This is a genomic window from Exiguobacterium sp. LL15, assembly GCF_024436095.1.
In the GTDB taxonomy this organism is placed as follows: domain Bacteria; phylum Bacillota; class Bacilli; order Exiguobacteriales; family Exiguobacteriaceae; genus Exiguobacterium_A; species Exiguobacterium_A indicum.
Genome location: NZ_JANFNX010000001.1, coordinates 1,426,091 through 1,451,135 on the forward strand (window position 1 = coordinate 1,426,091; position 25,045 = coordinate 1,451,135).

The 25,045-nt window shown below is 47.4% G+C and carries 37 protein-coding genes; 21 read left to right on the forward strand and 16 right to left on the reverse strand.

Annotated elements, in window-relative coordinates; all coding sequences use genetic code 11:
• Window positions 1–23 precede the first annotated feature (23 nt).
• Both NOM72_RS07315 and NOM72_RS07320 read right to left on the reverse strand, forming a co-directional pair.
• Window positions 24–509, reverse strand: coding sequence for an NUDIX hydrolase (locus tag NOM72_RS07315; RefSeq protein ID WP_255998465.1), 486 nt, complete (start codon window positions 507–509; stop codon window positions 24–26).
• Window positions 461–1,039 carry a DUF402 domain-containing protein gene (locus NOM72_RS07320; RefSeq protein WP_255998467.1) on the reverse strand — a complete coding sequence of 193 codons (579 nt, stop codon included), beginning with the start codon at window positions 1,037–1,039 and terminating at the stop codon, window positions 461–463. The genes NOM72_RS07315 and NOM72_RS07320 overlap by 49 nt, the downstream gene beginning before the upstream one ends.
• A 155-nt stretch (window positions 1,040–1,194) precedes the next feature.
• Between NOM72_RS07320 and NOM72_RS07325 the strand changes: the two genes are divergently transcribed.
• Window positions 1,195–2,304 (forward strand): GGDEF domain-containing protein, encoded by a 1,110-nt coding sequence (locus NOM72_RS07325; protein ID WP_255998469.1) that lies wholly within the window; start codon window positions 1,195–1,197, stop codon window positions 2,302–2,304.
• Window positions 2,305–2,457: 153 nt separating this feature from the next.
• On the opposite strand, the gene NOM72_RS07330 is transcribed toward NOM72_RS07325, so the two are convergent.
• The 3 genes from NOM72_RS07330 to NOM72_RS07340 are packed head-to-tail and all read right to left on the reverse strand — an operon-like array spanning window position 2,458 to window position 4,973.
• Window positions 2,458–3,144: a polysaccharide deacetylase family protein gene (locus NOM72_RS07330; RefSeq protein ID WP_023468177.1), complete on the reverse strand. Its 687-nt coding sequence runs from the start codon at window positions 3,142–3,144 to the stop codon at window positions 2,458–2,460.
• A gap of 17 nt (window positions 3,145–3,161) precedes the next feature.
• Complete coding sequence (locus NOM72_RS07335) at window positions 3,162–4,289, reverse strand: MGDG synthase family glycosyltransferase (protein ID WP_255998477.1); 1,128 nt, start codon at window positions 4,287–4,289, stop codon at window positions 3,162–3,164.
• Window positions 4,290–4,343: 54 nt separating this feature from the next.
• A complete protein-coding gene (locus tag NOM72_RS07340; protein WP_255998479.1) occupies window positions 4,344–4,973 on the reverse strand; it encodes a DedA family protein in 630 nt (209 codons plus the stop codon).
• A 216-nt stretch (window positions 4,974–5,189) separates the two neighbouring features.
• Between NOM72_RS07340 and NOM72_RS07345 the strand changes: the two genes are divergently transcribed.
• The 4 genes from NOM72_RS07345 (at window position 5,190) to NOM72_RS07360 (ending at window position 7,293) form a co-directional block, all read left to right on the forward strand.
• Window positions 5,190–5,732: a GNAT family N-acetyltransferase gene (locus tag NOM72_RS07345; protein WP_255998481.1), complete on the forward strand. Its 543-nt coding sequence runs from the start codon at window positions 5,190–5,192 to the stop codon at window positions 5,730–5,732.
• A 25-nt stretch (window positions 5,733–5,757) separates the two neighbouring features.
• Window positions 5,758–6,561, forward strand: coding sequence for a hypothetical protein (locus NOM72_RS07350; protein ID WP_255998483.1), 804 nt, complete (start codon window positions 5,758–5,760; stop codon window positions 6,559–6,561).
• Entirely contained in the window at window positions 6,554–6,922 is a 369-nt protein-coding gene (locus NOM72_RS07355; RefSeq protein ID WP_255998485.1) for a hypothetical protein, read from the forward strand. The genes NOM72_RS07350 and NOM72_RS07355 overlap by 8 nt, the downstream gene beginning before the upstream one ends.
• An 89-nt stretch (window positions 6,923–7,011) precedes the next feature.
• Entirely contained in the window at window positions 7,012–7,293 is a 282-nt protein-coding gene (locus NOM72_RS07360; protein WP_255998487.1) for a hypothetical protein, read from the forward strand.
• Window positions 7,294–7,350: 57 nt separating this feature from the next.
• Here the strand turns inward: NOM72_RS07360 and NOM72_RS07365 are convergent, their stop codons facing one another.
• Entirely contained in the window at window positions 7,351–7,533 is a 183-nt protein-coding gene (locus NOM72_RS07365; protein ID WP_255998489.1) for a hypothetical protein, read from the reverse strand.
• Window positions 7,534–7,661: 128 nt separating this feature from the next.
• A complete protein-coding gene (locus NOM72_RS07370) occupies window positions 7,662–8,297 on the reverse strand; it encodes an NAD(P)-dependent oxidoreductase (protein ID WP_255998491.1) in 636 nt (211 codons plus the stop codon).
• A gap of 163 nt (window positions 8,298–8,460) precedes the next feature.
• On the opposite strand from NOM72_RS07370, the gene NOM72_RS07375 reads away from it, so the two are divergent.
• The 3 genes from NOM72_RS07375 (at window position 8,461) to NOM72_RS07385 (ending at window position 9,661) form a co-directional block, all read left to right on the forward strand.
• Window positions 8,461–8,892, forward strand: coding sequence for an Rrf2 family transcriptional regulator (locus NOM72_RS07375; protein ID WP_023468168.1), 432 nt, complete (start codon window positions 8,461–8,463; stop codon window positions 8,890–8,892).
• Between the two features lie 90 nt (window positions 8,893–8,982).
• A complete protein-coding gene (locus tag NOM72_RS07380; RefSeq protein WP_023468167.1) occupies window positions 8,983–9,192 on the forward strand; it encodes a helix-turn-helix transcriptional regulator in 210 nt (69 codons plus the stop codon).
• A complete protein-coding gene (locus NOM72_RS07385; protein ID WP_058265848.1) occupies window positions 9,185–9,661 on the forward strand; it encodes a DUF6773 family protein in 477 nt (158 codons plus the stop codon). The genes NOM72_RS07380 and NOM72_RS07385 overlap by 8 nt, the downstream gene beginning before the upstream one ends.
• A gap of 51 nt (window positions 9,662–9,712) precedes the next feature.
• On the opposite strand, the gene NOM72_RS07390 is transcribed toward NOM72_RS07385, so the two are convergent.
• The 3 genes from NOM72_RS07390 to arr all read right to left on the reverse strand — a co-directional run bounded on the left by NOM72_RS07390 (window position 9,713) and on the right by arr (window position 10,931).
• Complete coding sequence (locus tag NOM72_RS07390; RefSeq protein WP_023468165.1) at window positions 9,713–9,889, reverse strand: hypothetical protein; 177 nt, start codon at window positions 9,887–9,889, stop codon at window positions 9,713–9,715.
• A gap of 106 nt (window positions 9,890–9,995) precedes the next feature.
• Window positions 9,996–10,511, reverse strand: a complete 516-nt coding sequence (locus NOM72_RS07395) for a hypothetical protein (protein WP_023468164.1) — start codon at window positions 10,509–10,511, stop codon at window positions 9,996–9,998.
• A gap of 18 nt (window positions 10,512–10,529) precedes the next feature.
• Complete coding sequence (arr, locus tag NOM72_RS07400; protein ID WP_023468163.1) at window positions 10,530–10,931, reverse strand: NAD(+)--rifampin ADP-ribosyltransferase; 402 nt, start codon at window positions 10,929–10,931, stop codon at window positions 10,530–10,532.
• Between the two features lie 199 nt (window positions 10,932–11,130).
• Between arr and NOM72_RS07405 the strand changes: the two genes are divergently transcribed.
• The 4 genes from NOM72_RS07405 to NOM72_RS07420 all read left to right on the forward strand — a co-directional run bounded on the left by NOM72_RS07405 (window position 11,131) and on the right by NOM72_RS07420 (window position 13,539).
• Window positions 11,131–11,661, forward strand: a complete 531-nt coding sequence (locus tag NOM72_RS07405; RefSeq protein ID WP_023468162.1) for a hypothetical protein — start codon at window positions 11,131–11,133, stop codon at window positions 11,659–11,661.
• A gap of 154 nt (window positions 11,662–11,815) precedes the next feature.
• On the forward strand, window positions 11,816–12,235 hold the full coding sequence (locus NOM72_RS07410) for a MarR family winged helix-turn-helix transcriptional regulator (protein ID WP_023468161.1): 420 nt from the start codon (window positions 11,816–11,818) through the stop codon (window positions 12,233–12,235).
• A 19-nt stretch (window positions 12,236–12,254) separates the two neighbouring features.
• Entirely contained in the window at window positions 12,255–12,677 is a 423-nt protein-coding gene (locus tag NOM72_RS07415; protein ID WP_023468160.1) for a MarR family winged helix-turn-helix transcriptional regulator, read from the forward strand.
• 85 nt (window positions 12,678–12,762) lie between these two features.
• Window positions 12,763–13,539, forward strand: coding sequence for a hypothetical protein (locus NOM72_RS07420; RefSeq protein ID WP_255998496.1), 777 nt, complete (start codon window positions 12,763–12,765; stop codon window positions 13,537–13,539).
• Between the two features lie 127 nt (window positions 13,540–13,666).
• On the opposite strand, the gene NOM72_RS07425 is transcribed toward NOM72_RS07420, so the two are convergent.
• The 4 genes from NOM72_RS07425 to NOM72_RS07440 form a co-directional block, all read right to left on the reverse strand.
• Window positions 13,667–14,656, reverse strand: coding sequence for a DUF2268 domain-containing putative Zn-dependent protease (locus NOM72_RS07425; protein WP_174316257.1), 990 nt, complete (start codon window positions 14,654–14,656; stop codon window positions 13,667–13,669).
• A gap of 150 nt (window positions 14,657–14,806) precedes the next feature.
• Window positions 14,807–15,598, reverse strand: a complete 792-nt coding sequence (locus NOM72_RS07430; RefSeq protein ID WP_023468158.1) for an ABC transporter permease — start codon at window positions 15,596–15,598, stop codon at window positions 14,807–14,809.
• A complete protein-coding gene (locus NOM72_RS07435; protein ID WP_023468157.1) occupies window positions 15,595–16,389 on the reverse strand; it encodes an ABC transporter permease in 795 nt (264 codons plus the stop codon). The genes NOM72_RS07430 and NOM72_RS07435 overlap by 4 nt, the downstream gene beginning before the upstream one ends.
• Window positions 16,386–17,390, reverse strand: coding sequence for an ABC transporter ATP-binding protein (locus NOM72_RS07440; protein ID WP_255998499.1), 1,005 nt, complete (start codon window positions 17,388–17,390; stop codon window positions 16,386–16,388). The genes NOM72_RS07435 and NOM72_RS07440 overlap by 4 nt, the downstream gene beginning before the upstream one ends.
• A 142-nt stretch (window positions 17,391–17,532) precedes the next feature.
• Here NOM72_RS07440 and NOM72_RS07445 point away from each other — a divergent pair, with 142 nt between their 5' ends.
• The 3 genes from NOM72_RS07445 to NOM72_RS07455 all read left to right on the forward strand — a co-directional run bounded on the left by NOM72_RS07445 (window position 17,533) and on the right by NOM72_RS07455 (window position 19,832).
• A complete protein-coding gene (locus tag NOM72_RS07445; RefSeq protein WP_255998501.1) occupies window positions 17,533–17,916 on the forward strand; it encodes a hypothetical protein in 384 nt (127 codons plus the stop codon).
• Between the two features lie 154 nt (window positions 17,917–18,070).
• Entirely contained in the window at window positions 18,071–19,156 is a 1,086-nt protein-coding gene (locus tag NOM72_RS07450) for a GGDEF domain-containing protein (protein WP_214860334.1), read from the forward strand.
• Between the two features lie 64 nt (window positions 19,157–19,220).
• Entirely contained in the window at window positions 19,221–19,832 is a 612-nt protein-coding gene (locus tag NOM72_RS07455; RefSeq protein ID WP_055967813.1) for a YdeI/OmpD-associated family protein, read from the forward strand.
• Here NOM72_RS07455 and NOM72_RS07460 read toward each other — a convergent pair.
• A complete protein-coding gene (locus NOM72_RS07460) occupies window positions 19,821–20,711 on the reverse strand; it encodes an ABC transporter ATP-binding protein (protein WP_035397616.1) in 891 nt (296 codons plus the stop codon). The two genes, NOM72_RS07455 and NOM72_RS07460, sit on opposite strands and share 12 nt — an antisense overlap.
• 1 nt (window position 20,712) lies before the next feature.
• Complete coding sequence (locus tag NOM72_RS07465) at window positions 20,713–21,396, reverse strand: ABC transporter permease (RefSeq protein WP_023468151.1); 684 nt, start codon at window positions 21,394–21,396, stop codon at window positions 20,713–20,715.
• A gap of 242 nt (window positions 21,397–21,638) precedes the next feature.
• Here NOM72_RS07465 and NOM72_RS07470 point away from each other — a divergent pair, with 242 nt between their 5' ends.
• The 6 genes from NOM72_RS07470 to NOM72_RS07495 all read left to right on the forward strand — a co-directional run bounded on the left by NOM72_RS07470 (window position 21,639) and on the right by NOM72_RS07495 (window position 25,026).
• A complete protein-coding gene (locus NOM72_RS07470) occupies window positions 21,639–22,499 on the forward strand; it encodes an alpha/beta fold hydrolase (protein ID WP_255998507.1) in 861 nt (286 codons plus the stop codon).
• Between the two features lie 43 nt (window positions 22,500–22,542).
• Window positions 22,543–22,917: a hypothetical protein gene (locus NOM72_RS07475; protein WP_055967799.1), complete on the forward strand. Its 375-nt coding sequence runs from the start codon at window positions 22,543–22,545 to the stop codon at window positions 22,915–22,917.
• A gap of 89 nt (window positions 22,918–23,006) precedes the next feature.
• Window positions 23,007–23,444, forward strand: a complete 438-nt coding sequence (locus tag NOM72_RS07480) for a MarR family winged helix-turn-helix transcriptional regulator (protein ID WP_023468147.1) — start codon at window positions 23,007–23,009, stop codon at window positions 23,442–23,444.
• 48 nt (window positions 23,445–23,492) lie between these two features.
• Window positions 23,493–24,149 (forward strand): SDR family NAD(P)-dependent oxidoreductase, encoded by a 657-nt coding sequence (locus NOM72_RS07485; RefSeq protein WP_255998511.1) that lies wholly within the window; start codon window positions 23,493–23,495, stop codon window positions 24,147–24,149.
• Window positions 24,146–24,679, forward strand: a complete 534-nt coding sequence (locus NOM72_RS07490) for an NAD(P)H-dependent oxidoreductase (RefSeq protein ID WP_255998513.1) — start codon at window positions 24,146–24,148, stop codon at window positions 24,677–24,679. Before NOM72_RS07485 ends, NOM72_RS07490 begins: the two co-directional genes overlap by 4 nt.
• Window positions 24,680–24,687: 8 nt before the next feature.
• The gene (locus NOM72_RS07495; protein ID WP_023468144.1) at window positions 24,688–25,026 is read left to right on the forward strand and encodes a winged helix-turn-helix transcriptional regulator; all 339 of its coding nucleotides are present in this window, start codon (window positions 24,688–24,690) and stop codon (window positions 25,024–25,026) included.
• Window positions 25,027–25,045: the final 19 nt, after the last annotated feature.

Sequence of the window (25,045 nt, forward strand, 5' to 3'; positions counted from 1 at the left end):
CCGTCAACGAAGAGCGCTCCTGTTCATTTTAAGACGTCCCAATTCGAGAAGTGTCGTGCCTCGAGATCGAGTTGCTGTTCCTCGATCCAGCGAAACGCTTCGAGTACGAGCGGTGACGCGTTATCAATCGAGACGTCACTCGCATTGACCCAGCGCGCACCGAGTGAGTCTTGTCCGACGAATTGTTCGGGGATACTCAGCGTTCCACCCGTCTGTCGGACGAGATAAAAGACAGCGATGTGATGGACTTCTTCGAACTCGCGCCAATCCCACGGAAGCTTGAAGTCCGCGACGCCGATCTGCCGTTCGAGTGCCACCTCGAGCCCTGTCTCTTCCGTAAATTCCCGGCGCATCGCCGTAGCGAGCGTCTCCCCTTCTTCAAGGCTCCCCCCTGGTAAGTCATAGCGATTGATATACGGTCCACCATTCTTGTCGATGACGAGTAAGGCATCATCCTTCATCAATAATCCATAGACACCGAATGCCCGGTGACAACGAATCGTCTCCATGTGTCATTCCCCCTTCTCTTCATCTGCAGGACGGTCGGGATGAACGGATCCAAAAAGCCGTCAAACGGAAACTGCTGCTGCGCGATTCGCTGTTGTAGGTTCAGTAACGATGCACGAGCTCGTTTAATCACATCAGTCGGATAGTCGTACAATTGTTGGTTCTCTAAAAATTCGTCCTCGTCGACGACCGTCCACACTCCCTCTCGATGGACGAGATCGAGATCCAGATCAATGAACGATAAGGTATTTCCTTGAAGTACCGGCGGTAAGCAAATGTTACAGTAGTACGTCACTTCTCCCGTCCGCTCTATATCGAGACCGACCGTAAAATCAGCATCAAGCGGATAGAATTCCAGACTATAATTGTCATATGTATAAACGGCTTCGCGACGATGATGTAAAAGTGTCCGTCCTGGCGTATTCGCGACGAGCAGATACGCTTCCGTCTGAACAAGAACGTCTCCGTCCCACGAGTAGTGCGGACGTCCGTCAAACTTCCGCGCTTCAATCGTTAGATGTTTCGGTTCCAACCTCATCCCTCCCTTTCCCTAAAGCTCTCTTATTTTACCAAATGATCATATCGAAGCAAGTCTTTACCTGATTTACTAAAATTTTGAGTGTCTCTCGTTGACATCCTTTATCAAACTGCTATCGTGAAGGTATCATACTCAAGGATGTGGAACCGATGTTCATTGCCGAGTTGTTATTGAATGCTTGCATCGCCTTCACCGGCTTTTATTTGATTGCCAAAATCATCTATAGTCAGCGTCTTGCGTCAAGTAGCTTGAAAACCCTCATCGTCGGTCTCGCGACCGGGCTGCTCGGGGTGCTGTTGATGTTTAAGGGGATCGCCGTCAACGAGTCGTTACGGATGGATTTGCGTCATTTACCGCTCGTCCTGCTCGCTTTTTATGGCGTCCGTTCGCCTCTGATCATCGCAACGCTGATCATCGGCTGCTCCCGGTTCTACTTCGGCTGGACACCACAAGCGATCGTCGCGTTTCTTGCAGTCCTTGGTATCAGCACCGGGATGTACTTCATCCATAAACGGTTGCTCCACCGACCATTCTTGCAAAATCTCATCATGAACGTCTGGGCGCTGTTCATGATTACGATTGCCGTCTCGATCAATCTCGGCTTTAGTGACGCCGCTCTTCGTTTGCTCGCTTCGACATGGACGATCGGACTGGCGGTCGGACTGTTATCGAGTCTATTGACGATTGATTTTCAGTTGCTCAACGAACAAGTGCAGCGCTACAAACAATCAGCGGAACTCGATCATTTGACGGGACTGTACAATCGCCGTGTTTGGGACGAACGGACGGCTTTTCTTGAAGAGGAAGGACGTGTCTACAATGTGCTCGCACTCGACATCGACCACTTCAAGCATGTCAACGATACATACGGGCATGCGAACGGGGATCTCGTCTTGCAACAGTTCGCACGGATCTTACAGGAAGAAACGCGTCCGCATGATATCACGGCGCGCATCGGGGGAGAGGAATTCATGGTCCTCGTCTATGATTTGACGCCTTCGAAAGTCGCGAAGGTTGCCAACCGAATCCGGGAGCGGATCGCGAACACGCGCTTTCAGCTCGACGGCTTTCCCGCCATCTCGATCACAGCGTCCGTCGGCATCGCCCATGGGAAACACGTCGCTGCCCAGAGGATGAATATCCTTGCCGACGAAGCGTTATATGCCGCCAAGGAACAAGGGCGGAACCGTGTCATTTTGTACGAGGTCGATGCTGAGGCGGCGATGACGACGCAAGACCGTGAACCGGTCCGTTCTTAATCTTTATCATACGCATTCGATTATTGAGTAGACTGCGCTGGATGATGCAAAAACAGATCCTCCATCATCGTCATGCAGACGAGGACGACATGTCACGCAATGCTTCATCCATGCAAAAGAGGACTTACCATGAAACCGGTAAGTCCTCTTTCTTTACGCTTGATCGATTCGCCGAAACTGTAAGCCACGTGCTTTCCACTCCGGTAAGAGTTCTTTCAGCGCCGCGATCGTCTGCATGGGTGCTTGTGGATCCGCACCGAACGTATCCCCATTATCATGGAGCAAGATGATGTCTCCTTCTGACACATTTGATAGCAGCCGTTTGATTTTCGCCTTCCCGCCCTCTAGCTTCCAGTCCTCCGCCATCTTCGACCAGAGAATCATTTCGTAAGAAGGAGGACAGAGGACATCTCCAGCATTGAGTGCGCCCCACGGTGGACGGTAGACCGTCGGACGTTCGCCCGTGATCCGTTCAATGATTGCTGCTGTCCGTTCGATACCTGTCCGGACTGTCGACGGTCGCATCGACCAGTTCGGTCGATGGACATAATTGTGGATCCCGAGTTGATGCCCTTCTTCGTGCATCCGGTGAATGAGGTCCGGATGTGCTTCTGCTTTATGACCCACGACGAAAAACGTCGCGTGAATGCCTTCTTGTTGTAAGAGATCCAGCAGTTCTGTCGTATAGACAGGATCTGGACCGTCATCGAACGTCAAGGCGATGGATCGTGAGTCCAGTGATTTCGTCACGCGCCATCCAAAGACGCGTGACGCCATATACGGAACGACCGTATAAGCAAGTGTCGCGAGAACTCCCGCTGTGACAAGACGTGAACGCATGTAAACTAACTCCCTTATTATCCATTTACTTTTTGACGACGATCTTGCAGGCAACCCGCAATTCGTTCCGCGAAAAACCGCTGATCGGCCATGACGCAATCATTTTGATACTGCGTGACCGCCTGTTGCCAAGCATGCATGACATCCGGGTTCTCAAGCGTCCGACGGATGACATCCGCGAGTGAATCCGTTTGATTAAAGGAGAACGCAAGCCCTTTCTCCATCAAATACGTACGATTGATCTCTTCTTGCCCCGGTAGGACGTGTTGAATAAACAGCGGTATACGTTTTTCGAACGCTTCGCTAACCGTCACGCCACCCGGCTTCGTGACGATCGCATCCATCCGTTCATACAGTTGATTCATCTCATCCCTTGAATCGATATAGGCGAGCGGATGGATATGTGGATGACGTCGCGAGGCTAGTTGTTTATAGAGCGTCTGATTGTTCCCGCACAAGACATGAAAATCTGCTTCCGCACACTGTTCGATTTGCGTCAGCAACGTCTCGAGTTGACCGAGTCCACCGTTTCCGCCAGCAACCAGAATTTGTTTGCGGGACTGCGTCGAGCGAATGATCGAACCACCAGAAATTGCTGGATGGACAGGGATTCCCGTCACGAACAACCGCTCTTCTGGTACAGCATGGTGCGCGTGTAATTCCCGCCTCGCCTCACGATTCGGCAACAGATGATACTCGATATGCGTCTTTCCCCAGACGCGACTGACGAATAGATCGGTATAGGCATTGATGACGGGTACATCACAAAGATTTCGTTCCTTCAATTGATTCAAGAGATAAGATGGAAACGCATGCGTACAGATGATGACATCCGGTTGTTCCGTTCGGATGATTCGTAACATCTGCTGTTGGAAATAATGCGACGTCCATCCCCTTGAGCGCGCGTTACTCGAACGCCCGGCAATATGCCGATGGTAAAAACGACTATAACCGTTTGAGAAATGTCGGATCCAGTTCAGATAAAACTTCGATGTCACCCATTCCGCGAACGGGCTGATCGTACTGAGTAACTCTACTTCCTTGACTTCAACATCTGGTCCCTGCAATCGTTCGGCGATGGCTTCCGCGACGAGATGATGACCGGATCGCATCCTTAAAAAAGGAAAGATCACTATTTTTTGCATCGTATGTCCACTCCTTCAAACTATCCGCAAAAATCCTTTAAAAAGAAGTATCGCTTAGTCTTCTTTTCCCGCTTGGTTTTTCCCTGAAACGACGCGTTTTTCGAGCCGTTTACGCTTGATCCATTTGACGAGTACACCGAGCAGGAACAATACGAGTAAGGCAAGTCCGAAATACGGTACGACTTCCGGCTTGATATGAAACGTCTTTCCGGCAAAGTGACCGAGTAAGACGAAAGGAACGACCCATAGCGCGGAACCAAGTGCCGACACCCAGAAATACCGACCGAACGGAATTCGCTTCATGCCTGCAAAATACGGATTGATTTGCCGCACGCCCGGAATATAAAGACCGGCGATGATCGTCCGATTAATCCGTCCCATGTAGCCGTTCGACACCCGCTCCCAGCGTTCTCTCGTCAATCCGATGAAACGACCGTATCGTAAGACGGTCGGTCCGAAGAAGCGCCCCGCGCTATATGCCGTCAACATACCGACGAACGTCCCTGCGTATGCCGTTAAGATTGAATAAATCAAACGTTTTTCGTTCTGACCACTTAAGATTCCAATCAGGACGAGTAGCGATTCTTCCGGTGCCGGAATCCCGACGATGCCAAAAAATAAAAAGATGAAAATAACGCCATATCCATAGGCATCGAGATACTGGTTGACCGTATCCATGTTCATGTTGTCACGTCCTCTACTGCTGTCTCTCTGTAATGTTTCATCGTCTTCTGACTATGTATTCGTTCCTGTTCATGCAATTCCTTTTTTAGAAAAATTAAAACCCGTTTTCAGCTAAAAATTGACCTGTTCTCGTATCTCTCCTCGTGACAGTTCTCAGTATTTAGGAGATGATGAAGAGAGTGAAGGATATCTCAATAGACATAAAGGAGAATAACGATGAAAGAGACGAAACAGCTGACGATTCGCCCGCTCTCGCCCGAGAGCATTCCACTCGTCAATGAAGCCAACGACGCGTTTCCGATCATCGGACGCATCGTTCCACAGTTTTCCGGTACCGCCTGGTCCTATACGGAAGAACTTTATGAAACAGCTACTGAAACCCATTTCCCAGACGATCGTCTCGATTGGTCTACTTATATTGATCATCAAGATCGTATCGTCCTCCTCGCCTTCTCCGGCACTTCTTGTATCGGTCAGATTCGTCTCGTTCGTGACTGGAACCGTTTCGCCTACATCGAGAATATCGCCGTCAAACAAACGTTTCGTAAACTAGGCGTTGGACACCAACTGCTCGCCGCTGCGACGAAGTGGGCACAGCAACGTGAGTTGATCGGTCTATCCCTTGAAGCACAGGACGATAATCTGATGGCTTGCCGGTTTTACGAGCGGGAAGGCTTCGTGCTTGGTGGAGTCGATAGCCTAAAACAATCCGTCAATCCACACATCAATCTGACGCTTTATTGGTACAAATTATTTTGAGCAACAAACGGAAAGGACTTATCTCATGGTATCGATCGTAAAGAGCAGTTTCATTTCCGTGATATTGTTTGCTTTCTTGTACGCACTGATTGCTGGGCTTGAGATAGGGAATCCAGCACTATACGGCACGTCCTTCACCGACTTCTTCCTGATTGGTCTACTGTTTGCCGGTCCAGTCATCCTAATCGGCGCACTCTTGACAGAAGGGCTGCCGCGCCTGTTATTCCGTTCTACTATCTCATTCGCACAACGGATCATCCTCAATCAAGTCGTCGCGTTGTTCGCAAGTATCGTCCTCTATCTACTTGTGCAACCCAATCCATTTTCGTTCTATTTTGTCTTGTTCTGTTCTGGAGTAGCATTGGTGTATCTTCTTGTCTCCGAATCAGCACGGAAGTATCCGGCATTCCTCCCCTATCTATTCGGGTGGCTTGGTCGGACCGTCCTCAGCTTCTTTTTATTTCTCCACTTGTTTGGTTCGATGACGATGATGGTGCCGTTTTTGTCCTACACGGAGCAGTTGGTCAATGAACAGTTGGACGCTGTCATGCTACTGTTCTTCAGCAGCATCGCGATGGCTGACTTGCTGTTAGCTGTTCGTTTTACGAAACGTTCGCTACCGTGGACGACGCATCTCCTCGTTCATCAAGGTACGGTCTTCGTGTTTGCTGGCGCATTCATTTTGTTCACTTCGCTTCCTGCAGTATGTTTTACCGGAAACGTAGTCGCTGCCATTTTATATGTAATGGTCACCCGTCTATTCATCGTCATGAAAACCGGGAAGGAGGAACACCATGATCCGTCTGTCATTTCGACTACTGATGACTAATTGGATTTTTTTGATACTGTATCAACATCTCCCGTCGTCACCGCGGCTTATGCCCGAGACGGACGCTGGGTATTATTCAGGTGTTTTTGAGACATTACTATCGTTTATAATTGTCATCACGGTTGGCGGCATCCTGACTGACGCAATTCGTTACTTCCGCTTCCGAACGCGTCTACTTTCCTTTACATCACATCTCTTCCTGAATCAAGGCATCGCCTTACTTATTGGTGGCATCTTATTAATCGTCTTCAATGGTCTGTTTCAACCGCTCTATTTTCAGGCAATTGCGAGTAGCGCCGCTTTTCTCTATTTTTTGATGACACGTTTGACATTACTATACAAGAACGATTCAGCTGTTTAAAATCAGCCACATTCTTACATTTTTGTTAGGTAAGAATGACAGGCTAGGCACTATACTGAATGTATCGTTCAGTAAAGGAGACATGCCGCATGTTTCGTCAAAAATCAATTTTGTACTTACTCATTTTCTTGTCCTTCGGTTTCGCCTTCGATACGGTCACAGGTTCGTCTCTCATTCCATTCATCGAACCCCTTCACCAATTGATCGTTTCACTTGCGTTGACGATCACGACCGCCTGTTTAACACTGTTCTTTCTGTTCTATCATGGCGTTCGTCCGCACCTCGAATTACTGATTGTCCTCCCTTTTTTGATTTTGACGAGCGGCATCACCTTCTTCTTCGTCTTCTTGAGCGCAATGACTGTCATCTAACGTCACCAAAAAGCCCGTCTTCTTCAAGGAGACGGGCTTTGATCGGCACTATGTAGATCACGGTTTGGCGTGAAGCTCCAGCAACGGATCACTTTCACTCGGCCAATTGATTTGTCCCTCGTAATGATCCTCGATCGTCGCGACCGGTTTCGAACGTTCGAACCGAGACGGTTGCGTCGATGTCGTACAGACGATCAAGACAGCTAACAGACTGATGATACTAAACATTCGTCGCATCATGATTTATACTCCTTTAGTCATTTCTATCCTCATATTAAACAAACTATGCTACTATGCCATCCGTCCTCCGCTGTATCTCTCGCTCCGCCCATTAAAAAAGACCGACTACGTGAGTCGGTCTGACACCATCACCCTTGTTCGCCAACGACCGAGAATCGCTCGTTGAGATGTTGCGCGTTTTCTAGCTCATCGACTACAGCGATGGCGTAATCCGCGTAACTGATGTAGCTTTCCCCTTTTGCGTTTAGAATCATCTGCTCGCCGCCGACTGTATACGTTCCTGTGCGTTGACCGCTCGGATCAAAGAATCCAGCGGGGCTGAGATACGTCCACGTCACGTCGTTTTGCCCTTGCAGTTCAATCAAGTTTTTCCCCATGTTCGAGGCTGTCGGATAATACGCTTCCGGGAAATCCGGTGTTTCCATGACGCGTACTGTATGCTCGGCATCGACGAATAGGCTTCCCGCACCACCGACAACGAATAGTCGTGTCTTACTTCCTGCTAACACGTTGATTAAATGACGCCCGACTTCGATATGTTTCGTTTCCTCACCCGGTGCTGCATTGAACGCATTGACGATGGCGTCAAATCCGTTCAGATCGTCTTTCGTCAGCGCAAGCACATCACGCTCGAGAATCGTGACGTTTGCCGTCACTTTTGCGGCGTTACGGACGATTGCCGTGACGTCATGTCCACGTTTGATTGCTTCTTGTACAATCAACTGCCCTGCTTTTCCTGTTGCGCCGATGATTCCGATGTTCATGATGATTCCTCCTTTTGATATGTAACTAATTTGATTACATGTAACCAATATAGTTACAAATACTTTGTTTGTCAACTGTGTTGTTCCTATTCCCCGTTTCTTGCCAAATGAACGATACAGCGTATAATGAGAGAACAATGTTATTAAGAAGGAGGGTCATCCGTTGGCCATCAGTACTCGTTTTTCCGTCGGCATCCATATTCTCTCGTTGATCGCAACCGACGAGAAGATGACATCCGACTTGATTGCTGGCAGTGTCAATACGAATCCGGTCGTCATCCGTAAAATCATGAGCATGTTGAAAAAAGCTGATTTGATCGAGGTCCGTCCGGGTGTCGCCGGTGCGCGACTCGCCCGCCCGTTGTCTCGCATTACGCTGCTTGACGTCTATCACGCCGTTGCTGTCGTTCCGGATAAGGAACTGTTCGGCGTCCATGCTGCACCGAATCCAGACTGCCCAGTCGGACGAAACATCCAATCGACGGTCACACCAATCTTTGAGCTCGCACAATCCGCGCTTGAAAAGGTACTCGCTCACGTCACTCTAGATGATATCGTCAGTGAAATCGAACAAAAAGAAGCATCGTCCTCATAAGGGCGATGTTTTTTTGTCATATATACATTGCATATGTCATCTATATATGACATACTAACTGAGGGAATATTTGTAAAGGAGTGGATAGATATGTCTACATCGTTGAGTCCGATGAAACAACTTCGCATGCAGCAAGGCTTAACACAAGGTCAACTAGCAGAGAAAGTACACGTCACACGACAAACGATCGCCTTGATTGAAGCGAATAAGTTCAATCCGAGTCTTCGACTTTGTTTAGATATCGCACACGCCTTAGAAACGGATTTAAATACATTATTTTGGGAGGAACAGCATGAGTAAGTGGTTAGAATTCTTTGGTATTAAAAAAGAAACGGATGAACGGGTTCAACAACAGGGGACAAGAGTGTTTTTTGAAGCAGGAATCTTCGTCTTCTGCATAGCGATACTCGATATCATCGTACGCGGGATGGTGTTAGATCGTCCGCTGGCTGAGTGGGGGTTTAGCTTTTTCATAATAGGAGCATATCTTGTGTATGGCATCATTCGAATGGCGTTCGCTGGAGTATACGATCAAGATATTTATGATGAGACATCCTTTGAGAAGAAAATGAGAAAACACACGTTAGAACATTTGTTGATCAGCTTATTCTTATCGATTATCACGACGGTTCATGATGGTATGCCACATGATCTAATGGGATGGATGGAGATCCCTGTTAAGTTTTGTTGTGCTTTCCTAGCAATGCAGTTGGTTGAATGGGTCTTATCTCGTATCTCACTTCGAAAAATCAAGAAAGAACTTCAATAATACATGAATACATAATGAAACGCATCGTCCTATACAGGATGATGTTTTACATTACATGAACCATTGATACAGTAGATATCCTCCACCGAGGACGACAAGCACCGCGAGCATCTCTAGACCACGCATTCCGTCGTTTTGCCCACGGGGTACGGCACTACCGAGACCTTGATCGACACCATCGCGGAGATGATCGAGTGATTGTTTCTTTTCATGTTTGAAGCGAGACATATAAACGACCCCCTTTTTACATATTGTACCATTCTATATTCACCTTGCAGTACATTTTGTCAAAAAGAATCCGTGGTAGTGCTTATCTTACATTCAATTCGTTTCTCTATTCATTTCGAAGCAATTTCATGAACCCCATCTTTTCAGCGATCAAAACATCCTGCTCGAAGCGTTTGATGGAACGTTCCGTCGATTGATCGTCAATCAAATTCGGATGACCAAAGCATACATTTAAGATCGAATTAAGTTTCTCTGCCTCACTGCCGATGAAGTAGTGAGACATATAGGTATCGTCTTCTGATGCGATGACGACGAATGTCGCCATATCAAGCACTCCATCGACGCCTTCTACTGTCATGAGTTTGTCGTTCGCAGATGCATTCTGAAAGTCATACGATTCGATGGAGGCAATCCTACCTTGCAACAGATCAAGAATTGATTTTCGGTAGACACAATAGACTCCAACAATCGTTTCAATGGGTGGAACGAATGGATCTTCGAGGATCGTGATCCATCGCTCGTCGTCTTGATTCAGGCGGATGGCATGTAAGTGATTAACTAATAATTGATCAATGACGTTCACGTTCGTCGGTTGGATCGATTTAAAATCATATACAGGCAAGTCTTCTCCCCCGTTCGTTTAGTCGATGATTGTATCCTTCCCTTCTGCGCGTAACCGCTGCAGGGATGCTTTCATCGTCTCAATCTCTTCATCGGTATGTCGTTCCCACGTTCCGAGTTCAGCGATGATCTTCACGGGTTCCGTCGAACGATACGACCGGGTCGGATTGCCTTGGATACGCTGGTTCGTCAAGTTCGGATCATCCTCATACGCTCCGAGTGGCTCAACGAGGTAGATACGTTCCGGAGCGTCAGATTGTGCGAGCTCCGCGCCCCACTTCGCTGCATCAAGTGTTGCCGTGAAATAGACGTGCTGGAGCGGTCGTTCACGAAAATTCGATGCATGCCCTGGTTTCAATTTGTCACCGATTTGCAACGTGGCTTTCGTGCCATGGAAAAACGGACCTTCGACTGGTTTCATATGCTCGCCTCCTGACTGGATACATTCAGTATAGACAGTCAATTCATTCAGGTGTAGTCTGTTTTAAAATGAAATTTCACGGTATACTTATAGCAAAGGAAGAGCATTTGTCGTCAGATTGTAACTCGTTTTTTGTCTGGCCATCAGGCATGATAGGAATAGTCATTTTACATACCCTATAGGAGGTCATCCGTTTAACGTGAAGTTCTTTAAAGCTTTAGCGAAAACCGAAGAGGCTGTCTGGATTCCAGAAGCCGAGTGGCAAACCGTTTGTGAGCAAGAAGGACTGACCGTGCCGCATCATCCGCAGGAACAATTCGTTGGTCTCGCGTACAACAATCAGCGGCAAGTCGTCGAAGTCACGCGTAATTTACGTCCACCAGCTCTCAGTTATTACGTCACGATTCTAGAACCACCCCATAGTCGATCCCTTATTTCAAAACGTTCGTTCTTAACCGTGCTTCATGAACGAACGAAGCGCACATCCCTCACCGAATACGGTACATTCTGTTTACTTGAGATCAACGTTCGGGAAGAAGGACTCGGCGAGCGTGGTCTGTTACTTGAGTCGTTGATTCATGACATCGAAAAAAAGTACACTCATTACGCGATTCGTGGCGATTATGCGACAATCACCTTACAAGGACGCGTCTCAGATCAATGTTTTACGAAATATGGATTCCAGTTAACGGATTCCTATCTCACGCTTTCGAATGGGATTCCTTCCTGAACCGACCTGACACGTTCAGGTCTTTTTTTGTACAGTTCCTAGGTAATGATGGGAAGTGATGGGTTTGCGTTCAAACTAGTAGCACTACATATTTTTAATATGGTATGGTAAAAGTAATTCATCAGCAGTACATTCTACATTTAAGAGGTTCCTCATGACAATAATGACAGAGACATACCCCATGACATGCTGGCAGACGATTTCGACGTATCACAACCAACAAATCAAGCACGTCAATGCGTTCTTGAAACAATGGGATCTCTCCCATACGAATCTTGAAGTATTGCGTTGCCTACAGACAACCTCATGCACGAGCCAGAAGGAAATCGCGGAACGGATCCAAGTGACCGATGGCACGATTTCACACGGAATCAAACGCTTATTCGATCGGCAACTTATCACCCGTAAGCGCAAATGGAAGACGAACTATTTGCTCTTGACGGAAAAAGGAACAGCCATTCTGCAAGAAGTGTTGCCTGCCTATGAACGTTTTCAACAGGAACAATTCGCCGCTTTGACGGCTCGACAACAGGAAGAATTAATCCGTTTCTTCGATAAGCTCAACCCTGCATGACAGAAGAGGAGGAAAAATCATGACCTTCACATTCGAATCTTCAATGCAACATTGGAACGCCATTCAGCGGATCCATTCTCGTTATTCGAAAGAAGTCAACGATGTATTGAAACCAAAAGGACTCTCAAAATCCCAATTCGATTTATTGATGACCTTGTATCATCAAGAGAGTGCGACACAAAAATCACTTGAACGCACGCTCGAACTCTCAAGCGGTGCCATTTCGCAAACGGTAAAGAAGTTACTCGCGGAACACCTCGTCATCCGAAAACGAATCAACCGGGAAAAACGGATTCTCTTGACGGAAGATGGTGCAGCGCTGATTCAAACGTCAGCTCCCGAGATCGAAGAGATTGATGATCGTTATTTCCGTGCCTTTACATCAAAGGACCACGAGACGTTCGACCAATTGCTCCATAAGATGCAAAGCGATCATTTTTGATCGTACTTCCGATAACCGCGGACTCTTTTCTATCGAGGCGTCCGCGTTTTTTACATAGAGACACTAAAACAAGGGAGTAACAGAGATGACACATAGAGACGTATTATTGGAACGATTAGACGCAATCGGGCAAACGATTGCACAAACAGATGATGCGCTTGTCCTGCTCGGACTAGGTTCAGTCGGTCAAGAACTTGAACGACTCGATGACTATTCGGACTTAGACTTTTTCGTCATCGCAAAGCCCGGTAAAAAGGCTCGATTCATCGAGCAACTCGACTGGTTAGAAAACACATACCCTTTACACTTTCAATTTCAAAATACGCAGGATGGACATAAAGTCATGTTTGACGACGGTATCTACGCCGAATTCGCGATCTTCGAACTAGATGAACTTTCTGAAATTGCATTTTCCGCTGGTCGTATCGTGTGGTGCGATCCTTCCTTCGACGCGTTTGAACGCTTAGTCCCACAACCACGTAACAGTTCGAGCGAACATCCATCCGTCGATTACGCCATCCATGAAGCACTGACGAACCTATATGTCGGGCTCTGTCGCGAAGCACGTGGTGAAACCTTATCAGCTTTCCGTTTGATTCAACAATTTGCCGTTGGTCAATTGTTACACGTTCTGTCCTCATTTGAAAAAGAGGAAGCGACATCTGTTGATCCGTTTGCTCCGGAACGTCGGATTGAGCAACGTTTCCCAGAAATGGTCAACCGATTCTCAGAGATGATGCCAGGCTATTCGCATAATAAAACGGCTGCACTAGTGATCCTCGATTACATCGAACAGATTCATCCTGTCTCCCCTGCTATGTCAACAACAATCCGTTCACTCGCCCGAACTGATATTTCTTAAAAAACACGTTCGCCGTTTTATTTCTGTTCATCCATCGTTCAAAAGCGTTCGACTTAATTTCGAAAAATTTCAAAAGTACAAAAATAGACCAATCAGCTTCTTGATGCTGACGGGTCTATTTTTTGAATCAAAGTAGATCATTTTTATACTTGTAATCCTTTATAATCGTTTCCGCGTCTTTAGTCGTCCAATCTGCTATCGATTCTGAAGGATGTTTTTCAAGATATGCGTCCATGATATCTTTACCTAATCGGTACATACTCCACAAAGGTACATCCTTATCCTTATTTCCGTCCATGATATCATCTTGCGTTAACTCACCATTTTTCATTAAACGTAAAACACGCTGTTTCGTCTCTTCTTCTAATGGCTCGACCCAAGCTGGTGTCACTCCTTTAACCACGTGTTTCGCGAACTGATCCGCTTTTCCTTCAAGAAGGAGTGAATGGATCAGTGGACTAGCTTCATCTTCTAAGGATGTATCTAGCTTCATCCGATCATACAAAGCAGTATGATGATATTCATGGGCTACCGCATAATCTAACATTTTCTGATCGTAGTCGGCGGTAAGGAATAGCATGAAGCAATCTCTAGTTGCCAATCCTGCGACCCCTCCCATGACATCCATACGCTCCATGAATTCCGTGTTAACAGGCACGATGAATATCGTATTCGTTTGCTTTGGTAATGCCCGATGTGAAGCAGTGTAACTTTTTTCAATGATTGTTTTGATCTCTGTATCTTGTTTCATCAGCTCTTTCGTCCGACTTAGTAATTGTTCTTTATACTCAGTTGCTTGTAGCATAAAGTAACTTTTCATATATGTTAGATCAAGATTCTGTTGCTCACCAATTTCATCGATGTAACCTAAGACATGTTTTAGGTAACTGTTCGTGTTGTCGTCTGAGTTCCCTGTCTGCATCGCTTCTTCTAAGTACTGATTGTATTGCGTATAGAGCGGAACGATCTTGACCTGATCATCTTGACCAATCTTGATTGTCTTATTTTTAATCGTTTCGTCGTTTTGTGAAAAGAAGTTTTCTGCCCTTTCCCAAACGGTACACCCCGATAAGGTAAGCAATATCAAACAGAGTAATACGAGCCATCCTTTTTTCAATATAACCCCTCCCTCAGATTCATGTCTCAATATTTCATACTGTCATTTAATAACAAAAGTTTCATATTTTACATAAAGAAATCCATATCTAAATTGATTAGAAACAAAAAGAACCTTGAAGCGTCGCAACACTTCAAGTTTCTCCTTCTTTCATGATCCCGTACTCGCGAATGCCTTCAGTCCAAACAACCAGAACCGATAAGCAATCAAACAGGCGATGATCGCGACGAGTGGTGTCGCAATCGCCATTACGCCATAGCCTCTTCCGTCAAAGAAATACATCGCCGGATAAAAGGCAGTGAAGCCGAACGGGATGATGTAAGTCAAGACGAACATCAAGACCTTCGAGTAGATCGTCATCGGGTAACGAGCGAAATCACTCAAACTGAAAACTGCTGAGACGATCGGTAAACTGTCGACCATCCAAAACGAGAACGTCGCAAAAAACAGATTGATCGCGATATAGAGCATTCCGCTCGAAAGAACAAGTACGATCAGCATCAAGACATCACCGAAGCTCCAGATCATGTCGAGGTGATCGGAAGCAACATAGAGCACCCCACCACCAATCAACAGTTGACCGAACCCGTCTTGCTGGACACGCTCCGCGATGATTTGAAACAACGGATTGACTGGTCGCATCAACAACCGATCCAGATTCCCGGTCCGGATGTACTGCCAGCCGATCGTCCACAAGTTATCAAAGAAGATATGGTGTAAGGCTCGTCCTAAAAAAGCGATCCCGTAAATGAATAGAATCTCGTAAAAGTCCCAGCCGTTTAACGTCTCGATATGCTGAAAGACGACCGACAGGAAAAAGAGTGAGGCGAACTGTTGACCGAAGACCGACAAGACACCGATCAGGAAGTCAATTCGGTATTCCATCATGACCTTAAAATGACTTTTGGCATATAGCCAGTAGAGTTTTATGTATCGTTTCATCCACCGAACACCGTCACTTTCCGGATCGCGAGCGCGAACGTGATTCGCAAGATGACAAAGAATCCAATCAACCAGCCGATTTGAATCAGTAACGCTTGCAGGATGCCGCTTGCGCCGATCTCTCCCGTATAGATCGCAACCGGGACGTAGACGAGTGAAGCGAATGGTAAGTATAGACTAATCGTCTGAAACCAGTCCGGGAACAGCGTCAACGGAACGATCGCACCGGACATGATCGTGATGACGGCGTCCTGTAAGACGGATAGTCCCCAAATGTTGACGGTATAGAACGCGAAGATGCCGACGAGCAAGTCAATCAATGTCGCGAGCAACACGGCACAAAGGACACTACCAACGAAGGCGATGCCAGCCAACCACGACTGTGGTCGATCCACGCCGATGAACAAGATTGAGACGAGGACGAGTGGCAGAATCGAGCGGAACAAGACCGAGACTTTTGAGCCGATATCTTGAGCGAGTAGTTTATCAAGCAAGTGATACGGACGGAGTAACTCAACTGCGATTGCCCCTTGTTTGATCATCCGGGCGAGATCGCGTCCGGCACCCCCGCGGAACTGATCGATCATCGTCGCAAGCACCGCATACGTCAGCATCGTCGACAGTGAGATACCGGAGACATCGGTCTTATTGGCATAGACGGCTTGCCAGAAGAAATAGAGGATGAACAAGCGCATCGTCACGCTGAACATGCTTGCCCAGTACCAGGCCGTGTAGGCGAGATCAACCTTGATTTGGGACCGCATCAATGCGGTATATTTACGGATTCTCATGCGCTGATCCCCGCTTGGTAGAGCTTACGGATTAACGTCTCCATCTTCGGGACGGACACGGAGACGTCCCGAACGGCGTACTGCGAAACGATTTCCTTGATGACTTGACCGCTCGACAGTTCTCGGTCGTCGAAAGCGAGCTCGTACGTTTGTTCATCCGTCTCAAACATGATCACACGATTGATCAACGCCGTCGGTAAAGCGAACGGCACCGCTTCTTCGAGCGTGATTCGAAGTGTCCGCTCGTGACTGAACGATGCCTTCAACTGATCGATCGTATCGTCATAGATGATTTTACCGTCGTCGAGGACGATCACCCGGTCACAGACTTCCTCGATGTCCTGCATGTCGTGCGTCGTCAAGATGACGGTCGTTCCCCAGCGATCACTCATCTCGCGGATGAAGTGACGGATCGTCTCCTTGATCTCGATATCAAGCCCGATCGTCGGTTCGTCGAGATAGACGACTTTTGGTCGATGCAGGAAGGCTGCGGCTAGTTCACAGCGCATCTTTTGTCCGAGCGACAGTTGTCGGACCGGTACGTCTAGAAGCGGTGCCAGATCAAGCTTCTCACGAAACCACGCGAGTGTCTCGGCAAACTCGGACGTCGGTACTTGATAGATTTCCTTCAACAGCTCAAACGATTCTTGGACCGGAATGTCCCAGAACAGTTGCGTCCGCTGACCGAAGACGGCTCCGATTTGTGACGCGTTCTTGACGCGGTCGGCGTGTGGATCAAGTCCGAACACCCGGACGTTCCCCGCGTCCGGACGCAAGACACCAGCGAGCATCTTGATCGTCGTTGATTTCCCGGCACCGTTGAAACCGATATAGCCGACCCGTTCTCCTGGCGCGATCGTCAAATCAATCGCTTTGACCGCCTCTTTCGTCCGGTACGTCCGGTGAAATAACGCTTTGATCGCTCCACGTAGTCCCGGTTCCCGTTGTAGGATTTGATAGTGTTTCGTCAGTCCTGTTGCTTTGACGGCATATGGTTGCATGTATTCTCCCCCTTTTGTGCAAACGCTTTCCGAAAACGTAGTATACCAGAAAAATCCAAGAGTCTTCCATCTCTTTTGAAAATTTTTCTCGATATTCTGACGCTGTCGCGTAATAATAGATAAAAAAAGGAGTGGTCTGACCATGCTATTACGCCATATGACACATCGGCATCATATGAAATCAATCGTGACACGCGGTGGATTGTCACCGACATTCCAAATCGATGCACCAACAGGCTGGATCGCCTTTGAAGTCGATCCTCCAAGCGCAGCGTATCAAACGCACTTTCATCAATTAAAAAATGATTGGCAGGATGGAGATGTCGTTACGCTCGAATTCGACGGAGAGCGGATGCAAGCAGCAGACTTCGAGATGCTGCAATCGCAAGAAGACGACCGCAGCCACCAGGCAGAGAGATTAGGCGTATCCATCGAGGAAATTGGCTCGTATGCATTCATTCGTAATTTCGTCTCACTTGATTATCTCGTCGAGTCTTCACGTGAGAAAATCTCAGAGTATTATTGATTTTGAAAAAGAAATTTGATCTTTTTTAAAAGATACGGAAATCAAGATATTCTCATACATCTTTAGGGTATGATTGGCTATAAAGAATAAATATTCACTGAATGAAGCATTTTTTGTAGTTATTTTTCAGAACTCATTTGAGAGGAACACGAACATGTGGAATACACTGAACCATCTTATCCTCAACGTCGCTCTGACCTTTTTCTTCGTGCTCATCTCCCTGTTCTTTTTTAAACGATTTCAGTTTCGAAACACGTTCGACAGCTGGCTGAAGAAAAATCTGTTAGTACTAATTCTTGCGACAGGTGCCGGCTACTGGGTCATCCATAATGCCATCACCTATGAGGGATTTCAATTCGACTTATCGATTACCTTGATTGTCATCGCCTTCATTTATGGAGGTATTAGTAGCGGCTTCATCACGACCCTCGTCTTCGCTTCCCTTCAAACGTTCGTTTTTGATTCCGCTCATGCCTATTGGCTGATCGGTACGTATCTGATTGTCAGCATCGTTGTCTTGTACTTACAAAATGAAGCACCGGATCGATTCATCTCGTTCCCAATCATTTTCGGCATTGCACTCATTCTCTGTTTACCATACGTTCAACATGTTCAACCGAATGACGTGACAGCGATGACGATCTTTCTCGTCGGGAATGGTTGCGCCGGTCTCCTCTTGCACAGCATCTTGCATCAAGTCCGCTGGCACTTCACTCAAGTCCGGATGCATCGGCGTCTTGCCTTGACGGATACGTTGACAGGGCTTGATAATCGACGTCGTTTAGAAGAGACCGTCCTACGTTACAAATCACAACAGACGGACTTTTCAATCATGATCATCGATGTCGATCATTTCAAACAGGTCAATGATACTTACGGTCATGACCGCGGCGATCATATTTTACGGCAAATCAGCTCTTTGCTAGCATCGTATTGTCCCCCAACTTGTGTGCTCGGACGATTCGGCGGTGAAGAGTTCATGATGCTGTTGCCGGAGCATTCGTTGCCGGAGACGCGTCGACTCGCGGAACAAATCTGTGAAGCCAGTGCCAAACGGACGTATGAGTTATCAGCGACGGAACCGTTGCAAGTGACGTTATCGATTGGGGTGTCTCGCCAAACTCATCAACCGTCTGAGACCCATAATTTTCTGCAGACGATCCAGCAGGCAGACGCTGCCCTCTATCAAGCGAAGAAGAGTGGTCGGAATTGTGTCTTTCATCATGACCCGTTGCGATGAATACGAAAAGTGCCCCCTCGCGTGACGTGGAGGGGGCACTGCTATCTGAAATGGAGGAACGAACGTGGAAATCACGAATGTCTTACGCTTTACCGATCGCGATGGCTTTCGACAGTGGCTGACGAAACACGCGAATCGCGCGACCTTCTGTTGGGTGATTCTCAGTCGAAAACAAATCGGGGACGGTTTACTTTATCTCGATGCCGTCGAAGAGGCACTTTGCTTCGGCTGGATTGATGGAATTGCAAAGAAGACCGAAGACGGCGAACTGGCGCAACGATTCACCCCGCGTCGAAAAAACAGCAACTGGACCGAACTGAACAAGGAACGAGTCCGTCGCTTAGAGCGCCTCGGCTTGATGCAACCGTCCGGACGACAGGTTCTACCAGACATGCGTGCTGATGCGTTCGTCATTGATGACACGATCCAAGCGCGCCTACAAGAAGACCCGGTCGTCTATGAACAGTTTAATGACTTCCCGGAGCTCTATCGACGCATCCGGATCGATACGATTCAAAGTGTACGCAAGGATCCCGTTCTCTATGAAAAACGTCTGCAGACGTTGATTGAAAAAACGAAACGGAATCAGATGTACGGTCAGTGGAATGACGGGGGTCGTCTTTTACTCGAAGATGTTCCGGAGACGGAATCAGAGGCTAGTCGGTCAGACCGCTAAGAAAATCTCTTCTAACGATTGACGTTCGATCTGCACCTCGTAGACTTTGACGTCTTGTTCCGCAAGCATGACGAGTAACTCTGGAATATCCTCTTCCGTCGATAAATCAAGCCGTGTACAATCATCAGCTTGCGACAAAAGCCGAGCGTATGCTGGCAGATGCGATGGAGCTAATCGCGGAACAGTCCGAATACGGATTTGAATCTCCTGCCTCATTGCTTCTTGTAAGGACGCAACGGTTCCACAGCGGACGATTCTTCCCTCCGTCATGATGGCGACGCGGTCACACATCTTTTCGATCTCATTCAAGTTATGCGAGGTTAAGAAAATCGTTTTTCCGTCCGCTTTTAATGCAAGTAACAATCGCTGGATCTCGATCGCCGATTCTGGATCAAGACCGGACGTCGGTTCATCTAAAAAGAGTAATTCCGGATTTCCGGTGAGCGCTTGTGCGATACTGATCTTTTTCTTCATCCCGAACGAGAAGCTCCCGATTTTTTGTCGCTCCGTCCCGCTTAATCCGACTTGTTCAAGCAATCTTCTAACTTCTTGCTTCGTGATGCGAACTCCTGATAATCCTGCCATATAGTTAAGAAACGCACGTGCCGTCATATCATGATACAGATTTGATGTATCCGGCATGACCCCGATCCGTTGTTTGATGGCATCCAGACGATCAGCGGATTCACCGAGAAGTGCGACGGTTCCGCCTGTCGCTTGTGTGATTCCGGTCATAATCTGAATGAACGTCGATTTCCCAGCACCATTACGACCTAAAAAACCAAAGATTTCTCCTCGTTCGACCGTCAAATTCACTTCTCGTAAGACTTCCTTCGCACCGAACGATTTCTTCAACCCATTTACTTCAATCGCACTCATATTACAAATCCTTTCGCTTTAACGTGAGATAGGAGACTGTCAAAAACAACCCACTCCATAAAACAGGTAACAGTAATAACGTCCCAGACATGATGACAGCGTGGTACGGCAAGATGTATTGAAACGGTACCAGGTACCATTTTTCCGAGAACGCTGACCAGAGACCGATGATCGGGACGACAATCCCGAGAAATATACCGAGAAACATCGTCAAACCAGGCTTCGCAATCATCGTAGATAAAAAGATGTTGAAACTGGTGATGTATAGGATGACGATCAGAACCGTCAGATAATCGATCCAGAACCATTGCTGCGCGTAGAGCGAGACAATCAGGAAATTGATCGTAAGCGTCGCGCACCAGAATAACAATGATCCGAGAAACTTCTCCAAAACGATTCGCAGACGCGACGTCTTCGTGACCAGTAAACGAATCGTCCGTGTCTCGATTTCACGATTGATGATGTCGTGTGATAACGCAGCCACGAACAGAAAACCGAAGAACAGGATGAAGAACTTAATGCTTGAAGTATAGGCAGACGGTTGATTAACGCCAGCAAGCAGTTCCGGATGCCTCGTCAAATACGATGCTGTGAAGACGGACGTGATCGTCAGAAAAAGAATCAATAGAATCGCTTTGATGCTTTTGAAGCTGCTCGTGAATTCTTGTTTTACGATTGGAAACATGACGGACTCCTTTGGACATATTTTTGATTAACGCAAGCGTTGTTTTACTTTCGTGACAAGGACACCGAGTCCATATAAGGTAACGGCTGTTAAGAGCATCGTGAAGATGGTTTCCATGTGAATTCTCCTCTATGTAAATGACGTGTTATCTTACTCTACGCTACTCCTTAAAGAAAGTTTCCTTATTTTTCAATTCCCAACATTCTCCTCATGGTACAGTAAAAGAAAAAAGGAGACGGCAAATGAAACGTTATACGATCACCTGTCAGCAACAATCCGTCCACATTACGGAATGGGGAACCGAACAGCTTCCGACGATTGTCTGCTTTCATGGACTCGGCAGTACGAGTCTCAGCTTCATCGAAATCGCCGAAGCGCTCGCTGATGAATTCCGTCTGATTGCGATTGATTTACCCGGTCACGGCAAAACACCAGCTTTCTTAGATACTCTACACTATCGCATGAAACCCTTTACGGACTGGATCGACGAAGTCTTACACATCCTTGATGTCAAGCGGTTCTATGCCTTGTCGCACTCATGGGGAAGTGTTCTGTCACTGTATTATTTGATTGAACATGCGGATCGTGTGCTCGGCACGATTCTGATTGACGGCGGCTATCATAGTAAACGGCTTTACGGTCTTTCCGTAGAGGAAGAAGTCGTCTTTTATGAACAAGATTTCGAGGATTCCGTTTCAACATGGGACGAATTTTTAGACGTTGCTGTCTATGCTCCGGATGCACGTCGCTCGCACTCCCTCGATTTAGCTGGTGCCGATCTCCTTCGGATGGAGGAAGGACGATTCCACTGGCATGCGCGAGGAGAGACGGCTGCTGCGATCGTACGCGCGCTTCACCACGAGGATGTTCTTGATTTCCTCCCGGACGTTCCACCAGCGGACATTCAGTTGTACGTCGCAATGTTACCGACAGATCAAGCATCGATCCGTCAGCAGGCAACGAACCGATTACATGAGATGACACAAGCGACGGTCCATTTCGTTCCGGAGACAGGACATCTATTACACTGGGATCGCCCTGACGTCATCATCGAAGCGATTCGTCACTACTGGACGTCCGGAAAAAGATTATCTCCCATTTGAAAAATGGTTTATTATGGAATCAGAGTAAAAAGGAGGGGTTCATATGTTAAAACGGTTAACGTTCGTTTGTGTGACCTTATGCGTCGCGATCGTCGCCATCCTTGTCGCTGCACGCCACTCAACTGGAAACACCATTTCGTTTGAAGAGCCATTATCAGTTTACATCGCGATTGGACTAATTGTCTTCTTATTCGTACCACCGCTCGTCCTATCATTTTTCGAACATCCTGTCCTGAAGATCATCAATGTCGTCTATCAATCCTTGATCGTCTTCAGTTTCGTCGGACTGATTCCCGTCGGCTTCTTGATTCCGAACGGATCCTCGACGATCATCGTCGCTGTCCTTGGAACGGTCGCAAGTCTTGCTAGTGTCATCGTCGCTACGCGGAGTACGACGTTCCAACCTGTCTTAAAGTGAATCGACTACCTGAGCAGGATGTCTCTCTTGACATCCTGCTTTTATCGTTTTAAGTTGTATATACAAACGTTATGGAAGGAGCATGATTCATGTCATTGATTCAGGAAGAGGAAGACTTATTGACCTACTGTCTCTATTTCACATCGAGCCGCTTTGCCCGTAATATCGCAAAATTGGCTGATCAAGCCATCGATGGTGAGCTCGCACCCTCTTATTACTACATGATGCTCGTCGTCCATTTCCATCCAGACATCACACAAAAGGAATTGAGTCAGCGCTTATCACTCGCACCCTCAACGAGCACACGGTTCTTAGACAAACTCGAAGCACTCGGATGGATTCATCGTACGTCACGCGGGAAACAATCTCACGTCCGCTTGACGACAGAGGGGGAAGAAGTTTACGGCTCGTTTCGTCAATCGTTGAAGCAGTTATTCGCTGATTATGCGGCGATTCTTGGCAAGGACGAGAGTAAGCAACTGAGCAAATCACTTCGGGATGCAAATGAAAAACTTGAGCGTGCTTGAGTTTTTTTGCCCTAACGTTTGTATATACAACTATTGAGGAGTGTTTTCATGACTACACAACAGACCATAGTAATCATTGGCGCCGGTCCCGGAATCGGATATCATACGGCACTTCGTTTCGCACAGGACGGCTATCGCATCGCACTGATGGCGCGGGATGAACAACGTCTTCAATCACTCGTCACTCGCCTGACAGATCAAGGATACGATGCGACCGCTCATGTCGCGGATGTACGAACTACCGTCTCGCTTGCGGCGCAATTTGAAGTCATTAAACGGATTCATGGCTCGATTGATGTCCTGCTATATAATGCGCTAGCTAACACGCCAGGTCGTCCAACAGTGTTACGCGCAGAAAATTTACGCGCGGACTTCGAAGTCAATGTCATCGGTGCACTCAACAGCGTCAATGCAGCACTCCCGTACTTATCACCTGACGCATCGATCCTGCTGACAGGTGGTGGACTTGCGCTCTCACCTGTTGCCGACGTCGCTTCTTTATCGCTCGGTAAAGCGGCACTCCGAAATCTAGCATATAGCTTGCATGACGAGTTGAAGGAACAATCGATCCATGTCGGAACGTTGACGATCGCCGGTTTCGTCGAAGAAGGAACCTACTTTGCACCACAGCATATCGCGCAAGCCTTACATGAGCTTCGTCAAGAGCGAGCTATCGAACGCATTTACAAGGAGGAACAACAATGAAGACACTCGTTATCGTCGCCCATCCGGATCTAACAAACTCTCGTATCAATCGAACGTGGATGCACGCGTTTCAACAGCAAGAAAACGTGATGGTTCATGATTTGTACGCCGCCTATCCCGATTTTAAGATTGATGTAAAACGGGAACAGGAGTTATTGATGGCACACGACCGGATCGTATTCCAGTTTCCGTTCTTTTGGTATAGCAGCCCCGCTTTACTGAAACTATGGCAAGACGAGGTACTTGCTTACGGCTGGGCTTATGGTCAAGCTGGTACACGATTGCATGGGAAGGAACTGTTACTCGCTTTTTCAACGGGCGGTCCAGCGGAAGCTTACCAACCGTCGGGTTTAAATCGCTTCACGTTTGATCAATTGACGACACCGTTTCAAGCGATGGCGAATTTGACGGGGATGACGTTTTTACCCCCGTACATTTTGTCCGGCGTCCGCACCTTATCCGATGAAGCATTAGCAAAGGCGACGGCATCTCTCATCGAACAGACACTTCAAGTTCCCATCCGAAAGTGAGGTCTCACATGGCACGTTTTCTCTACCAGACACGTGAATTCGACTGTCCGGTCCAGCTCAGCATGACCGTCTTGATGGGCAAGTGGAAAGTGTTAGTCTTATGGCAACTGTTCTTAAAAAATCGTCGGTATGGTGAATTGAAACGTCTCGTTCCCGGCATCAGCCATAAAGTCTTATCGGATACGTTAAAGGTGCTTGAAGAGGAACGATTCATCTTCCGTCACGACTATCATGAGAACCCACCGCACGTCGAATACGGTCTGACGGATCAGGGACGTGACCTCGAGCCGATTCTACGTGCCTTGCAACAATGGGGAATGCAGTATAAAGCACCCCACTCACCTTAATGTGCGTACTTGTCCTTCT